At 71.6% G+C, this 13,392-nt stretch carries 16 protein-coding genes; 10 read left to right on the top strand and 6 right to left on the bottom strand.

The genetic code is table 11. From position 1 onward, the window contains the following. The first annotated feature begins 39 nt into the window (after positions 1-39). Positions 40-249 (top strand): MbtH family protein, encoded by a 210-nt coding sequence (locus ACIQAC_RS18205; protein WP_402192133.1) that lies wholly within the window; start codon positions 40-42, stop codon positions 247-249. A gap of 75 nt (positions 250-324) precedes the next feature. On the opposite strand, the gene ACIQAC_RS18200 is transcribed toward ACIQAC_RS18205, so the two are convergent. The 3 genes from ACIQAC_RS18200 to ACIQAC_RS18190 form a co-directional block, all read right to left on the bottom strand. Beyond that, on the bottom strand, positions 325-1,389 hold the full coding sequence (locus ACIQAC_RS18200) for an iron-siderophore ABC transporter substrate-binding protein (protein ID WP_402192130.1): 1,065 nt from the start codon (positions 1,387-1,389) through the stop codon (positions 325-327). Positions 1,390-1,500: 111 nt separating this feature from the next. Continuing rightward, entirely contained in the window at positions 1,501-3,312 is a 1,812-nt protein-coding gene (locus tag ACIQAC_RS18195; RefSeq protein WP_402192128.1) for an ABC transporter ATP-binding protein, read from the bottom strand. After that, entirely contained in the window at positions 3,309-5,153 is a 1,845-nt protein-coding gene (locus tag ACIQAC_RS18190; RefSeq protein ID WP_402192126.1) for an ABC transporter ATP-binding protein, read from the bottom strand. Before ACIQAC_RS18190 ends, ACIQAC_RS18195 begins: the two co-directional genes overlap by 4 nt. Positions 5,154-5,287: 134 nt before the next feature. On the opposite strand from ACIQAC_RS18190, the gene ACIQAC_RS18185 reads away from it, so the two are divergent. The 4 genes from ACIQAC_RS18185 (at position 5,288) to ACIQAC_RS18170 (ending at position 7,168) form a co-directional block, all read left to right on the top strand. Continuing rightward, positions 5,288-5,716 (top strand): metalloregulator ArsR/SmtB family transcription factor, encoded by a 429-nt coding sequence (locus ACIQAC_RS18185; RefSeq protein ID WP_402192123.1) that lies wholly within the window; start codon positions 5,288-5,290, stop codon positions 5,714-5,716. After that, a complete protein-coding gene (locus ACIQAC_RS18180) occupies positions 5,713-6,219 on the top strand; it encodes an SRPBCC family protein (RefSeq protein ID WP_402192120.1) in 507 nt (168 codons plus the stop codon). The genes ACIQAC_RS18185 and ACIQAC_RS18180 overlap by 4 nt, the downstream gene beginning before the upstream one ends. A 138-nt stretch (positions 6,220-6,357) precedes the next feature. Further along, positions 6,358-6,732, top strand: a complete 375-nt coding sequence (locus ACIQAC_RS18175) for an SH3 domain-containing protein (RefSeq protein ID WP_402192117.1) — start codon at positions 6,358-6,360, stop codon at positions 6,730-6,732. 37 nt (positions 6,733-6,769) lie between these two features. Next, positions 6,770-7,168 carry a peptidase M23 gene (locus tag ACIQAC_RS18170; RefSeq protein ID WP_402192115.1) on the top strand — a complete coding sequence of 133 codons (399 nt, stop codon included), beginning with the start codon at positions 6,770-6,772 and terminating at the stop codon, positions 7,166-7,168. Positions 7,169-7,287: 119 nt separating this feature from the next. On the opposite strand, the gene ACIQAC_RS18165 is transcribed toward ACIQAC_RS18170, so the two are convergent. Beyond that, complete coding sequence (locus tag ACIQAC_RS18165) at positions 7,288-7,695, bottom strand: PPOX class F420-dependent oxidoreductase (protein WP_402192113.1); 408 nt, start codon at positions 7,693-7,695, stop codon at positions 7,288-7,290. A 136-nt stretch (positions 7,696-7,831) separates the two neighbouring features. Here ACIQAC_RS18165 and ACIQAC_RS18160 point away from each other — a divergent pair, with 136 nt between their 5' ends. The 3 genes from ACIQAC_RS18160 (at position 7,832) to ACIQAC_RS18150 (ending at position 10,247) form a co-directional block, all read left to right on the top strand. After that, the gene (locus ACIQAC_RS18160; RefSeq protein WP_402192111.1) at positions 7,832-8,101 is read left to right on the top strand and encodes a hypothetical protein; all 270 of its coding nucleotides are present in this window, start codon (positions 7,832-7,834) and stop codon (positions 8,099-8,101) included. Next, on the top strand, positions 8,098-9,024 hold the full coding sequence (locus ACIQAC_RS18155) for an aminoglycoside phosphotransferase family protein (RefSeq protein ID WP_402192110.1): 927 nt from the start codon (positions 8,098-8,100) through the stop codon (positions 9,022-9,024). Before ACIQAC_RS18160 ends, ACIQAC_RS18155 begins: the two co-directional genes overlap by 4 nt. 170 nt (positions 9,025-9,194) lie before the next feature. Next, positions 9,195-10,247, top strand: a complete 1,053-nt coding sequence (locus ACIQAC_RS18150; protein ID WP_402192108.1) for an ABC transporter substrate-binding protein — start codon at positions 9,195-9,197, stop codon at positions 10,245-10,247. 97 nt (positions 10,248-10,344) lie between these two features. Here ACIQAC_RS18150 and ACIQAC_RS18145 read toward each other — a convergent pair whose 3' ends face one another. Next, positions 10,345-10,890, bottom strand: coding sequence for a hypothetical protein (locus ACIQAC_RS18145; RefSeq protein ID WP_402192106.1), 546 nt, complete (start codon positions 10,888-10,890; stop codon positions 10,345-10,347). Between the two features lie 233 nt (positions 10,891-11,123). Between ACIQAC_RS18145 and ACIQAC_RS18140 the strand changes: the two genes are divergently transcribed. Next, positions 11,124-11,354, top strand: coding sequence for a DUF397 domain-containing protein (locus tag ACIQAC_RS18140; protein ID WP_402192104.1), 231 nt, complete (start codon positions 11,124-11,126; stop codon positions 11,352-11,354). A gap of 128 nt (positions 11,355-11,482) precedes the next feature. After that, positions 11,483-12,403 carry a helix-turn-helix domain-containing protein gene (locus ACIQAC_RS18135; protein ID WP_402192102.1) on the top strand — a complete coding sequence of 307 codons (921 nt, stop codon included), beginning with the start codon at positions 11,483-11,485 and terminating at the stop codon, positions 12,401-12,403. Positions 12,404-12,462: 59 nt separating this feature from the next. On the opposite strand, the gene ACIQAC_RS18130 is transcribed toward ACIQAC_RS18135, so the two are convergent. Beyond that, a complete protein-coding gene (locus tag ACIQAC_RS18130) occupies positions 12,463-13,281 on the bottom strand; it encodes an SAM-dependent methyltransferase (RefSeq protein ID WP_402192101.1) in 819 nt (272 codons plus the stop codon). Between the last annotated feature and the right edge of the window lie 111 nt (positions 13,282-13,392).

The following is a 13,392-nucleotide window of genomic DNA, read 5'->3' as shown; positions in this document are numbered from 1 at the left end:
GAGGAACGCAACACCTGAGGAAACGAGGAGAGGAAAGGCATGAGCAATCCGTTCGAAGACCCCGAGGGCACCTACCTGGTGCTGGTCAACGACGAGAACCAGCACAGTCTGTGGCCGGACTTCGTGGCGGTGCCGGCCGGCTGGCGCACGGCCCACGGCCCGGACACCCGGCAGTCCTGCCTGGAGTACGTCGAGAGCAACTGGACCGACATGCGGCCGCGCAGCCTCGCACAGGCCATGGACGGCTGAGAGCGGACAGACGGGGAGGGCCGGCCGCGAATCTCGTTCGCGGCCGGCCCTCCCCGTCCGTTGGCCCGCCCGGCGTCAGGACGCCGGCTGCTCCACCTTCGTGTCCGTCTTGCCGTCGACGGCCGCGGCCAGCTGCGGCACCAGCCGGTCCAGGACGTACGGCAGGCTCAGCACGGTGCCCATGGACAGGGCGTTGCCGTAGTCGCTGGTCTCGTTGACGAAGACCTCGCGGCCCTGCTTCACCACGTTGAGGTCCTTGTAGGACGCGTCCTTGTGCAGGGTGTCGGCGTCCTTGGTGACATCGCCGACCTGCCACACCACGACGTCCTGGTCGAGCAGATCGGTGCGCTCCTTGCTGATGTTGGCGCCGAACTGGTCACCGATGGCCTTGTCGAGGTCCTTGGGCAGTGTGAAGCCGAGGTCGCCCAGCAGGTGCGAGCGCGGGTCCTGGCTGCCGAAGACGAACATGCCCTCGTACGGCGTCGCCATCACCGCGGAGGCACCCTTGAACGCGGGGTTCGCCTCGGCGGCGGACGTGATCGCGGCCTCGGTCTCGTTGACGGCCTTGGCGGCCTCGTCCGGCTTGCCGAGCGCCTTGCCGATCGTCTCGGTCTGCTCCTGCCACGGCACGCCGTAGTCGTTGTACTGCTTCGGCTGCGCGACGACCGGCGCGAACTTCGACAGCGACTCGTACTGCTCCTTGGTGAGTCCGCCGTACACCGCGAGGATCAGGTCGGGCTTGAGCGCGGCGATCTTCTCGACCTGGGGGCCGGTGCCGGTGTCCTTGAGCACGGTCGGCGCCTCGGCCGAGCCGAGCTTGTCGGCGGCCCAGGGGCCCACGGCGCCTTTGTACCCGCCGAGCCACTCGGTGGTACCGACCGGGACCTCGCCGAGCGCGAGGACGGAGTCCTGGTCGGTGAGGCCCACGGTGACGATCCGCTTCGGCTCGGCCTTGATCGTCGTGCTGCCGTACTTGTGGTCGACGGTGACCGGGAACGCGCCGGAGGCGCTCGCCTTCGCGCCGGCGTCCGCGGAGTCGGATCCGGAGTCGTCGCCGCCGCACGCGGTGGCGGTGACGAGGAGCAGGGCGGCTGAGGCGACCGCGGCGGCGAGCCGTGGCGCTCTGCGGGAGCGGAGCATCGGAGGTCCTTCGGGTTCGGTTTCCTGTGGAGCGGGGCGGTGCGGGGGGTGGGGCGATGCGTGGGGGGTGGGGCTAGGAGTGGGGGGTGGGGCTAGGAGTGGGGGGTGGGGCTAGGAGTGGGGGGTGTGGGGCTGGGAGTGGTTCTCGCGGGTGTCCGACCAGGCGTTCCAGAGCGTGGCGTAGCGTCCGCCGGCCGCGCGGAGCCGGTCGTGGGTGCCGGTCTCGACGATCCGGCCGCCGTCCATGACGACGACCCGGTCCGCGGCGGCGGCCTGGCTGAGCCGGTGCGCCACGATCAGGGCGGTACGGCCGTCGACGGCACGGGCCACGCCCTTCTCCAGGGCGCGCGCGCCGGCGCTGCCGGCCTCGGCGGTGGCCTCGTCGAGGATCACCAGCGGCGGGTCGGCAAGGACGAGGCGGGCGAGCGCGAGGGCCTGTGTCTGGGCGCCGCTGAGCCGGTGGCCGCCTTCGCCGACGACCGTGTCGAGGCCGTCGGGCAGGGCGTCGGCCCAGGCGAGGGCGTCCACGCGGTCGAGCGCGGCGCGCAGTTCGTCCTCGGTGGCGTGTGGCTTGGCCAGGCGGAGGTCGTCGGCGAGGGGGCCCGCGAAGACATGGGTCTCCTGGGTGATGAGGGCGACCGTGCGGCTGGTGCCGAGTTCGGTGGGCGGGACTCCGCCGACCAGGACCGTGCCGGTGGTGGGCGGTTGGATGCCCGCGACGAGCCGGGCCAGGGTGGTTTTTCCGGCTCCGCTGGCGCCGACCAGGGCCACCCGCTCGCCGTGCCGGATCGTCAGGTCGATCTCGTGCAGGACGGGGTGGCCGGGGAGGTAGGCGTGGGTGAGTCCGCTGACGGTGACGTCTACGCCGCCGGTCTTCACGGGGTGTTCGGACTCCGGGGCGGGCGGCAGGTCGGTGACGCCGACGAGGCGGGCCAGGCCCGCGGTGGCGGACTGGGCGTCGTCGAGCAGGGCGAGTGCCGCGTTGACCGGGGTGAAGAGGCTGTGGAAGTACAGGGCGGCGGCGGTCGCCGTGCCGATGGACGCCGAGCCCTGCCGGACCAGCCAGTACCCGGCGAGCAGGACCGCGGTGAGCCCGATGTACTCGGCGATGTGCAGCCGGCTGTAGAAACCGAGGACGAGCCGGACGCCCCGCATGGTGAGGTCGACGACCGACCTGGACCGCTCGGTGACCCGCTCGGTGTGCTCGCCCTCCAGCCGGAACGCCCGCACGGTGGAGCTGCCGGTGACGGTGTCGAGCAGTTGCTGCTGCTGCGCGCCGGCGGCGACGCGCTGTGCGGCGTAGAGCGGGACGGCACGGGCGACGTACCAGCGGGCGGTCGCCACCTGCACCGGCACCGCGAGGAGCGCCGCCAGCAGGAACCGCCAGTCCAGCAGGGCCATGGCCCCCAGGGTCAGGACGATGGTGAGCAGTGAACGGGCCAGCAGCGGAAGGGCGTTGCGCACGGCCTCGGCGATGAGGGAGACGTCGGCGGTGACGCGGGCGGTCAGGTCGCCGGCACCCGCCTTCTCGACGCGCTCCAGCGGCAGGGCGAGAGCCCGCTCGACGAACCGTTCGCGCAGCCGGGCCAGGGCCGTCTCGCCCAGCCGGGAGATGAGCGACAGCCCGTAGCCGGCGCTGAGTCCCTGCGCCACGGCCACGGCGACGAGCAGCACGCCGGTCGTGGTGATGGCGTCGGCGGAGCCGCGGTCGGCAGCCAGGTCGACGATCCGGCCCAGCAGCGGCTGCACGAGCAGCCCGATGGCGGTGGAGCCGACCATCACCACGAACGCGGTCACGGCCAGCGCCCGGTGCGGGCGCAGCACTTCGGCGACGGCCGCGCGGATGCGGGGGACGGAGGCGACGGGCAGCAGCTCATCCGGCGCGGCGCCCGCGGTCCGGGGAGCTTCCTTGGGTTCGGTCATGCGAGCACCGCCGTACGGTAGACGCCGGAGTCCCGGACGAGACCTTCATGGGTGCCGTTCGCCGCCACGGTTCCGCTGTCGAGCAGCACCACCCGGTCGGTCACGGCGAGCAGCGCGGGGCTGTTGGTCACCAGGAGCGTGGTGCGCCCCCGGCGGACCTCCCGGATCCCGTCGGCGATCCGCGCCTCCGTGACGGCGTCCACCGCGGTCGCGGGTTCGTGGACGACGAGCACGGGCGGATCGGCGGCGAGGGCCCGGGCGAGCGCCACGCGTTGCCGCTGGCCCCCGGAGAGGGAACGGCCGCGCGCGGTGACCCGGGTGTGTACCCCGTCGGGAAGCGCCCGGGCAACCTCGTCGGTACCGGATGCGGTCATGGCCATCGCGAGTACGGGGGTGATGGGGAGGTCGGAAGCGCCCGACGTCTCGGGGGTTCCGGGGCGGTCGGGAGCACCGGGCTTCTCGGGGATCACAGCGCGGTCGAGAGCCCCGGGCTTTTCGGGGGCGCGGGGGGTGGTCGTCGCGGACGGCGCGGCGACTTCCTGCGTGGCCGCCGCGCCGACGTTGTCGAGGAGCGTTCCCTCGAACAGGTCCGCGTCGTGCTCGGCGACGAGGATCGCGGCGCGCACGTCGGCGAGTCCGAGCGCCGCCAGGTCGGTGCCGTCGAGTTCGACGGACCCGGCGTCCGGGTCGGCGGCCCGGCCGAGGCAGCGCAGCAGCGCCGACGCGTCGGCGGGGTCGGTGGCGACGACACCGAGGATCTCGCCGGGCGCGATGTCCAGGTCAACGCCGCGGACCGTTCCGTGGGTGAGGTTCCGCAGGCGCAGCCGGCCCTCCACCGCGGCGAGCGGGACGGCGCCGGCCGGCGTGGCGCGGACGGCCCCCTCGGCTTCGAGGACCTCGGCGATCCGGGTGGCGGAGGCGCGGCCCTGGGCCAACTCGGCGTTGACCCACGAGAACTCGGAGAGCGGACCGATGAGGAACAGGGCGAGGGCGACGGACGCGACGAGTTCACCGAGGCCGATGTCACCGCTCGCGGCGAGCCGTCCGCCGACGAGCGCCACCACGGCGATGAAGGCGCCGGTGAGCATGGTGACGACGCCGTTCTGCCAGGCCTCCGCGCGGGCCGCGCGCAGGGTGGCGGACAGGGAGTCGCCGCTGACGCGCCGGTAGCGGGAGACGGCGGCCGGTTCCGCGCCGATGCCCTTGAGGACGCGCAGTCCGGCCACGAGGTCCGCCGCGACGCCCGACGCGCGGGCCGCGCGGTCCTGTTCGGTCTCGCTGCGCCGCTCAAGGGGCTTGCTCAGCAGATGGCCGAGCCAGAGCAGCAGGGGTGTGCCGAGCAGCACCAGCAGACCGAGGGAGAGGGAGACCCGTAGCAGCGCGACGGCCGCGACCGCCAGACCGGCCGTCGCCGAGATACCCACGATCATGGCCATGGTGACGGCACCGACCCGTCGGGCATCCTCCGTGGCGGTGTTGGCGAGTTCGCCGGGCAGCCGGCCCTCCTCCGCGCCGCCCTCGGGCGCGAGGACCCGGCCGACCAGCTCAGTCCGCAGGCGGTGCGCGGCGGTCACGGAGGCGCGTTCGCCGGCCCGTGCGCCGTAGCGGAAGCTGAAGGAGAGGCCGACGTAGACGACGGCGAGGATGCCGAGCCACAGCAGCAGCCCGGGGACGTCGCCGTCCACCACACCCCGCTCGATGGCGAGACCGATGACGACGGGCACCAGGGCCTCGCCGGTCTGGTGGCCCATGCCCAACAGCGAGCCGAACACCACATCACGCCGCTGCCCCATCACCGCACGCCGCAGCAGCCGTCGGCCCCGCGGGTCCGCTCTTCTCACGCATCCCCCCGGACCGGATCATCAACTCAGACTTAGGTAAGGCTAACCAGAACTTACTACGTCGGCCAGCCCCCATCGAGCGCGGGTCCGCTCACCCGCACCCAAATACGTAACCCATGGGTTACGCTTCTGGCATGGACGAGCTGTCGGACGTCGCCGAGGCCGTCGCCGATCCCGTACGCCGGGAGATCCTGGCGATGCTGCGCCTCACCCCGCTCACGGCGGGCGAGATCGCCGCGCGGTTCACCATCACGCGTCCCGCGGTCAGCCGCCATCTCCGGGTGCTGCGGGAGAGCGGGCTGGTCCGGGACGAGCGCCTCGGACGCCACCGGCGCTACTCGCTCGACACCGGCCCCCTCGCCGCCCTCGCGGCCTGGCTCAGTCAGTTCGAGGCGGGCCGCCCGCCCTGGCAGCAGCGGCTGGACGCGCTGGACACGGAGGTCCACCGGGCGCGCCGCGACCGCCGCGGCGCCGAGACGGCAGGCCCCGGAAGCCCGGACCGGGCGGCCGGGAGCACGACCCCGGAAGAGCAGACGCCCCACCCACGAAGGGACACCGCATGACCACCCCGACCACTCCCGAACCCACCGGACGGCTCGTCTCCACACCGGCCGGCCACGACCTGATCCTCACCCGCACCTACCGCGCCCCCATCGGCGACGTGTGGGCGAGCGTGACCGAACCGGAGCGCACGGCACGCTGGTTCGGGCCCTGGCGGGGCGAGGCCGGACCCGGCCGCACGATCGAGGTGCAGATGAGCTTCGAGGAGTCGGACGCCTGGATGCCGGTCCAGGTCGACGTCTGCGACGCGCCGCACCGGCTCGCCGTCACGACCCAGGACTCGATGGGCTCCTGGTCCCTGGAGCTGCTGCTCACCGAGGCCGACGGCACCACCGAACTCCGGCTGGTCCACCACCTCACGTCCCTCGACCAGCTTGCCGACACCGGCCCCGGCTGGGAGTACTACCTGGACATGCTCACCGCCGCCCGCACGGACGGCCCGCAGCCTGACTTCGGTGACTACTACCCGTCCCAGAAGGCGTACTTCGAGGGCCTCGCCCCCTAGGGCCCAACCGCACCGCACGTGCCGCAGGCACACCACCCTGAGACCTCTGAGGGACCGATCGGCGCCAACTCCCCCTAGCGTTCCGACCATCGGCGTCATGCCGGACCGAATCACTTCGGTACAGGGGGAAGCACGAACATGTCCACACGCACCTTCGCCCGCGCCGCTCTCGTCGGCGCCGGCGCTCTCGCCCTGCTCGGCCCGCTCACGGCGGCGACCGCGTTCGCGGCCTCCGACACCGGCCGAGGCGCGGACCGCGTCATGGCCGCCCCGTACGCGGTCGTGCCGTACGAGACCGTCAACGTCCGCAGCGGCCCGAGTACTTCGTACGACAAGGTCGGCAGCGTCACCGCCGGTCAGCCGCGCGGCGCCTACTGCTGGGTGACCGGCCAGACCATCACCGACAACGGCTACACCAACAACGTGTGGGTGAAGCTCGTCGAGGGCTATGTGAGCGCGGTGTACCTCAAGGGCGACAAGTACGGCGACCTGCCCGCCTCCGCGCGCTGCTGACCCGGACCGCACTCAACCATCCATGGGGGAAACACACATGAAGAAGAGGCTCCTGCGCCGTTCGGCCACCGCGCTGGTCGTCACCGCGCTGGCCGCGGGCGCGCTCGCCACCACCGCGCAGGCCGCGCCGACCGCCGGCACCACCGGCGTCAAGGCGGTCAGCGGCGGCGACCCGACACTCACCGACGTCTACATCTGGGCCACCAACGTCAATCTGCGCGAGCAGCCGACGACCAACTCCAACATCCTGGCCAAGCGGTCCAAGTACTGGCTGGACGCGGTCTGCCAGACCCAGGGCCAGTCCGTCACGGACCCCGCGATCGGCACCAACAACTGGTGGACGGCCGTCCAGGAGTTCGCCGGCAGTGACATCGCCTGGGTCAACAACCTGTATCTGCGCGGCGGTGTGAAGATCGACGGCGTCCCGGACTGCTGACTCCGACCGTCCGATCCACCTCCCCACGAAGGGGCGGGCCCAGCACCGGGCCCGCCCCTTCGGCGTGCGACACCTGACGTCTCGGTGGCGGCACCCGGCGGTGTCGGGTGCCGTGGCCGTCAGCTGTCCTTCATCGCTCCCCAGCCGTGCCAGCGGTCGACCTCGATGAGGGCGCTGACGCGCGGGCTGACCCGGTTCGGGTAGGGGCCGCCGGTGTAGTGCGTGGCGATACGGTCGATGTCGGCGAGGTCCGTGTCGTCGTACATCCGCATCACGCGGCCGATCACCGTGACGTGGGTGTACCAGTCCTCGCTGTCGAGGACCGTGAGGGTCACGCGGGGGTCGTTGCGCAGGTGCTTGAGGCGGACCCGGGTCGCGTCCAGGTTGACCAGGACCTGGTTGTCCTCCCACAGGTACCAGGTGGCGGTGGAGACGGGCGAGCCGTCCGAGCGCAGGGTCGCCATCACACACGGGTTGGGGCGGCTCAGCAGCTCCGAGGCCGCCTGTGGCAGGGGCGGTTTGGACACGGGAACTCCTTGTCGTTCGGGGATCTCGCTCGTTCAGTGAACTGCTCGTTCAGCGAACTCGCTCGTCCAGGTGTTTCCCCCGGGCGCCGGTCATCGCGGTGCCCGAGTTCTCGATGCCTGAGTGAGCTTGCCATTCGTGGCGTCGGATCCCTCGCAGCGGGGCTGGCGAGTCCACCGCACTGGACTGATCCAGGCGCTCTACGAGTCCCGGCTCGCCCCGCTCCACACCGCGGCCACCGCCGGCCCTCCCCCGCTCGGCCCGGAGCTGTCGGCGGTCCGCGCCGATCTCGTGGACCACCTCGTGACCCGTGAGCACCTGACCCGTGAGCGGCCGCGCTCCGAACCGGCCGTGTTCACGGCCCGTATCCTGAGCACCCCGCAGACCTCAAGGACCGCCCGCACATGAGCAGTTCACACCCCGCCGTCGAGATCCCGCCCTCGCTGGCGGCGTCGTTCGCGAGTGCCTTCGGCGAGGAGGGCACGTCGTGGCTCGCCGGGCTGCCGGCGCTAGCCGAACGGTCGCTGGAGCGCTGGGAGCTGAGACGTGACGGCCCGCCCGGCTCGGGACAGGCCGGGCTTGTCCTGCCGGTGCTCCGCGCCGACGGCACGGGCGCGGTCCTCAAACTCCAGCTGCCCCGGGCGGAGACCACGGCCGCGGCCGTCGGACTGCGCACCTGGGACGGCGACGGCGCGGTACGGATGCTCGACCACGAACCCGGGACCGGCACCATGCTCCTGGAGCGGCTCGACGCCGGCCGCCCCCTCGCCTCCGTGGAGGACGACGACACGGCGATGGGTGTGCTGGCCGCACTGCTGGCCCGCCTGGTCGCCCACCCGGCGCCACCCGGTCTGCCCGGTCTCGGTGACATCGCCGCCGAGATGCTGGACCACGTCCCGCACGCGGCAACGGGGTTGACCGACGCCCGGGACCGGCGCCTCCTCACCGACTGGGCGTCGGCGGTGGCCGAACTCGCCGGCGAACCCGGCGACCGGCTCCTCCACTGGGACCTGCACTACGACAACGTCCTCGCCGCCGACCGTGAGCCATGGCTCGCCATCGACCCCGAACCGCTCGCCGGCGACCCCGGATTCGACCTGTGGCCGGCCCTGAACAGCGGCTGGGACGACGTGGTGGCCAAGGGCGACGCCCGGCGTACGGTACGCCGCCGCTTCGACCTGCTCACCGAGGTGCTGGAACTGGACCGCGACCGCGCCGCCGGCTGGACGCTCGGCCGCCTCCTCCAGAACGCGCTGTGGGACATCGCCGACGGTGAGACCGCCCACTCGCCGTCCGCCCTCGTCATCTCCGAGGCCCTGACGGACCGCTGAACCACACCGGGAGCACCGGCGGAGGGCGTCGCTCCCGTCGCTTCGGGGCCGACGTACCGTACGGAACGTATTTAGGTTAGCCTTGCCTCGCTTTGTGGCCGGCCTGTCCGGATTCTGCCGTTCCCCCGTGTTCCGCCTGTGTTCCGCCCGTGTATGAAAGAGCCTCCGCCATGGCCCCTGTTCTCCGTTCCTCCTCCGCCCCGGCCGTCGGCCCGTCCCGGCGCCGGCTGCTCGCGGCCGCCGGCGCGCTCGCGCTCACTCCGCTGCTCGCCGCGTGCGGCGGCGACGACGAACCGGACACGGCGGGCGGTTCGGCGGAGGCGAGCGGCGGGCCCTGGACGTTCAAGGACGACCGCGGTCGCACGGTACGCGCGGACGAGCGGCCGGAACGGATCGTCGCGTTCGTGAGCGCCGCCGCGGCCCTGTACGACTACGGCATCACGTGCACGGGAGTCTTCGGCCCGACCGAGCCGGTGGACGGCAAGCCCAACCCGCAGGCGGGCGACATGGACGTGTCCGGGCTGACCAGTCTGGGCACGGCGTTCGGCCAGTTCAACATCGAGAAGTACGCCGCCCTCCAGCCGGATCTGCTGGTCAGCAACATGTTCCCGGCGCCGGACCTCTGGTACGTCCCCGCGGAGAGCAAAAACAAGATCGAGGCGCTCGCGCCCTCGGTGGGCGTCAGCATCGCCCGCACCTCCCTGCTCAACCCGCTCAAGCGCACCGCCGAACTCGCGGAGTCCCTGGGCGCGGACCTGAGCGCCACGAAGGTCACCGACGCGAAGGCCCGCTTCGACACCGCGGTGGAGACCCTGCGCGCGGCGGCGAAGGCCAACGGCGGGCTGAAGGTGATGGCGGTGACCGGCGACTCCGAGAACTTCTATGTCGCCGTGCCCGACTCCTACAGCGACCTCAACTACTTCAAGGACCTGGGCGTCGAGTTCGTCGAGGGCAAGAAGAGCGACGAGTGGGGCTTCTGGGAGTTCCTCAGCTGGGAGAACGTCGACAAGTACCACGCCGACCTCATCATGGTCGACAACCGCTCGACCGCCCTGACCCTGGACCAGCTCGACGAGCAGGCCACCTGGCGCGAGCTGCCCGCCGTCAAGGCCGGTCAGCTGACCCCCTGGTCGATGGAGGAGCGTTTCAGCTACGCGGGCTGGGCCCCGGTGCTCGAACGCCTCGCGGACGCGGTCAAGAAGTCGAAGAGGCTGAGCGCGTAGGCGGATTGAGCCGACGGGCGAACCTCGCTCAGCGGGTGGATGGACCGCTCGACGGGCGCGCCTCGCGACGGGTGCCGCCGTCCCGTAACGCCCCCGACTACACGCCCAGCGAACGTGCGAGTTCCGTGGTCGCCCGGCCGACCTCCGCGTCGTTCTCGTCGCGCAGCAGGTCGAGGTGGCCGCGCCGGGCGCGGACGGCCTGGCGGGCGGCGCGCTCCCAGACCACGTGGTTCTCACGGTGGTTCAGCAGCTTGGGGTACGCGGCCGCGGTGTTCTCCCACTGGCGCGCGTCGGCGACGGCGGCGAGCAGCCGGATGATCTGCGGACGGCACGTCACATGCGGCAACTGCGCGAGTTCCCAGAGATAGGGGACCACGGCGGCCGTCGCCTGGTGGACCACAAAGCCGTACTGGCAGATACGGCCCCGCAGTTCGACGAGGGCCGCGGCGGCCATGTCCGGGCTGCCCCAGGCGATCTTGTTGAGCAGCAGCGGCACGGCGGCCGCGCTGCCGGTCGAGTCCTTGATCGCACGCCACGGCACCTCGCCCAGTGAACTGAGCGGTCCGGGGCGGTTCACTCCCGCGGGCAGCGGTTCGTGCTGTGCGCGCTCGTTGCCCGGCTGGTGCGTCGAAGCGGTGCGCATGGCGTGGGGCCTTTCCGCAGCGGTCGTGTCAGCAGGTACGGGGGACGTGGAACGGCCTGTCCCCGGCGGTCGCATCCGGCTCGGCAACTCCTGATGCGACGTCATGATCCGGCGCCTCCGCAAGGGTTGACGCCGCAGCTATTATCCACGCTGTCAGCCCCGGCGTGCAATTGCACGAGAAATTGCGCGAAATTTTGGGTAGGACGCAGAACATGACCACCAAGGAGACAGCCGTGTCGCCAGTACCGAACGGAGTCCGGGCCAGCTCCCTGGACGTCCACTGGACCAAGAGTCGCCACAGCAACGCGGAGGGCAACTGCGTCGAGGTCGCCCCCCTGACCGACGGGGACGTCGCCCTGCGCAACTCCCGTTACCCGGACGGGCCCGCGCTCGTCTACACCACCGCCGAACTGGCCGCGTTCGTCGCCGGAGCGAAGGACGGCGAATTCGATCACCTGACGTGAGAGCAGCCGTACACGGTGGAGGGCGGGGCGATCGCGCCAACTCATCGGATTCTGGCGGCATATGCGGACGGACGACCTACGAAGTGCGATAGTGTCGAAGTCTCTTCTGCTGTCTGCCGGGAGCCAGGATGTCCGCCGATTCGCAGCGCGTGTCCCGCCTCCAACCGTATCTGGACCGTGCCGAGCCCGCTCCGACCCTGCTGAAGATGCTGGTCGGGGTGCAGTTGGCAGGTCTGCGCGAAGACGCCGATCTCACCCAGGACCAGGCCGCGCGAGCCCTCGGGTTCAGTCCGGCGAAGCTGTCGCGCATCGAGGCCGGCAAGGGCCGCAGGCCCCCGACCGAGACCGATGTCCGCGCGCTCCTGGAGCACTACAAGGTCGACGAGTACGAGACGTCGGTGATGATCGAGCTGCTCCGGCGGGCCGGTCAGCCCGGCTGGTGGCAGCGTTACGACAAGCGGCTGATGCCGGAGTGGTTCGACCGCCTGGTGGGACTCCAGGAGGCCGCCGCCGCGATACGCACCTTCGAGATCCAGTACGTACCCGGCCTGCTCCAGACCCCGGGCTACACCGAGGCCGTCGTACGCCGTGGTCTGCCCGTCGCCCCGGAGACCGAGGTGCGCCGCCGCGTCGAACTGCGCACCCGCCGCGCCCAGTTGCTGGACCGCGTCGACCCGCCGAAGCTGTGGGCGGTCGTCGACGAGTCGGTGCTGCTGCGGGTGCTGGGCGGCAAGGACGTGATGCGGCAGCAGCTGGAGCATCTGATCGAGATGGCGGGGCGCCCGCACATCACCGTGCAGGTCGTGCCGCTCGACGTCACCAACGCGTCGGCGCCGGCCATCCCCATCACGTATCTGCGCTTCGGCGGGCTCGACCTGCCGGACGTGGTCTACCTGGAGCACATCAGGAGCGCGAACTTCCTGGAGGACCGCGACGAGACCGAGGAGTACCGGCTCGCGCTGGACCGGCTCGCCGACGAGGCGCTCACACCGCGCGACTCCATGGAGCTGCTGCGGGCGACGATGGAGCAGCGCTACCCGAAGCCCTGACCCGCCTCCGCCGGTGACGCCCCCGCCGGCCGGGCGGCCGGCGGAGCACCGCGCAGGTACTAGCGGACGCGGCCGACGCCGCCGAACTCGATCCACTCGTGGGTGAGTTGCTTCGGCGCCACCTCGGTGTCGGGCCGCCAGGTGGAGACCTCGACCAGACCCGGCTCCAGCACGTCCAGGCCCTCGAAGTAGCTCTCGACGTCCTTGGGTTCGCGCACCCGGCCCCAGTGCCCCTGCGTCGCCTGGTTCATGAAGTCCGTGACGAACGCGCGCACCTCGGCGTCCTCGCTGACCAGCTGGCACATCACGAGGTGGCTGCCGGGGGCGAGCCGCTCGACGACCCGGTCGATCACGGCCCGCGGGCCGTTGGTGTCGCTGTCCGGGATGCAGTGGAAGACCGAGTTGAAGAGCACGGCGACCGGCTGCGAGAAGTCGATCAACCGCCGGGTGTCGGCGTGGGCGAAGATCGCGTCGGTCTCCCGCATGTCGGCGTGGATCACCGTGGTGCGCTCGTCCTGCTCCAGCAGGGCGCGGCCGTGGACCAGGACCATCGGGTCGTTGTCGACGTACACCACGTGCGCGGTGGGGTCGAGACGCTGGGCGACCTGGTGGACGTTGTCCTGGGTGGGCAGGCCGCTGCCGTGGTCCAGGAACTGCCGTATGCCGAGGTCCTCGGTGAGGGTCCTCACGACCCGCTGGAGGAAGCGCCGGTTGTTGAGGGCGAGGCGGCGGGTGCTGGGGACGACCTTGTCGAGTTCCGCGACGGCGGCGCGGTCGGCCGCGTAGTTGTCCTTGCCGCCGAGGTAGTAGTCGTACATGCGGGCGGCCGTCGGGACGTTGGCGTCGATCTCCGTGGACAGCTGCTTTCCCGTGCTCATCGATCCCCCAGCTTCGTACCGCGCCAAATCCACTGGCCTCACTGGGTGTACATCCTAGGGACCCCGCTGTCACCGATGCCAGTCCGCGCACAAAGGTGCCGAAGAGCGCGA

It is taken from the genome of Streptomyces sp. NPDC088387, assembly GCF_044753385.1.
Lineage (GTDB): Bacteria > Actinomycetota > Actinomycetes > Streptomycetales > Streptomycetaceae > Streptomyces.
Note: the sequence above shows the minus strand (reverse complement) of the source record. Positions and strands in the feature narration are given on the sequence as shown.

What these genes read in the sequence shown, in the direction of transcription:
- ACIQAC_RS18205 (WP_402192133.1), top strand. Translation starts at nt 40, where the DNA reads ATGAGCAATCCGTTCGAAGACCCCGAGGGCACCTACCTGGTGCTGGTC.
- ACIQAC_RS18200 (WP_402192130.1), bottom strand. Translation starts at nt 1,389, where the DNA reads ATGCTCCGCTCCCGCAGAGCGCCACGGCTCGCCGCCGCGGTCGCCTCA.
- ACIQAC_RS18195 (WP_402192128.1), bottom strand. Translation starts at nt 3,312, where the DNA reads ATGACCGAACCCAAGGAAGCTCCCCGGACCGCGGGCGCCGCGCCGGAT.
- ACIQAC_RS18185 (WP_402192123.1), top strand. Translation starts at nt 5,288, where the DNA reads ATGGACGAGCTGTCGGACGTCGCCGAGGCCGTCGCCGATCCCGTACGC.
- ACIQAC_RS18180 (WP_402192120.1), top strand. Translation starts at nt 5,713, where the DNA reads ATGACCACCCCGACCACTCCCGAACCCACCGGACGGCTCGTCTCCACA.
- ACIQAC_RS18175 (WP_402192117.1), top strand. Translation starts at nt 6,358, where the DNA reads ATGTCCACACGCACCTTCGCCCGCGCCGCTCTCGTCGGCGCCGGCGCT.
- ACIQAC_RS18170 (WP_402192115.1), top strand. Translation starts at nt 6,770, where the DNA reads ATGAAGAAGAGGCTCCTGCGCCGTTCGGCCACCGCGCTGGTCGTCACC.
- ACIQAC_RS18155 (WP_402192110.1), top strand. Translation starts at nt 8,098, where the DNA reads ATGAGCAGTTCACACCCCGCCGTCGAGATCCCGCCCTCGCTGGCGGCG.
- ACIQAC_RS18150 (WP_402192108.1), top strand. Translation starts at nt 9,195, where the DNA reads ATGGCCCCTGTTCTCCGTTCCTCCTCCGCCCCGGCCGTCGGCCCGTCC.
- ACIQAC_RS18145 (WP_402192106.1), bottom strand. Translation starts at nt 10,890, where the DNA reads ATGCGCACCGCTTCGACGCACCAGCCGGGCAACGAGCGCGCACAGCAC.
- ACIQAC_RS18135 (WP_402192102.1), top strand. Translation starts at nt 11,483, where the DNA reads ATGTCCGCCGATTCGCAGCGCGTGTCCCGCCTCCAACCGTATCTGGAC.
- ACIQAC_RS18130 (WP_402192101.1), bottom strand. Translation starts at nt 13,281, where the DNA reads ATGAGCACGGGAAAGCAGCTGTCCACGGAGATCGACGCCAACGTCCCG.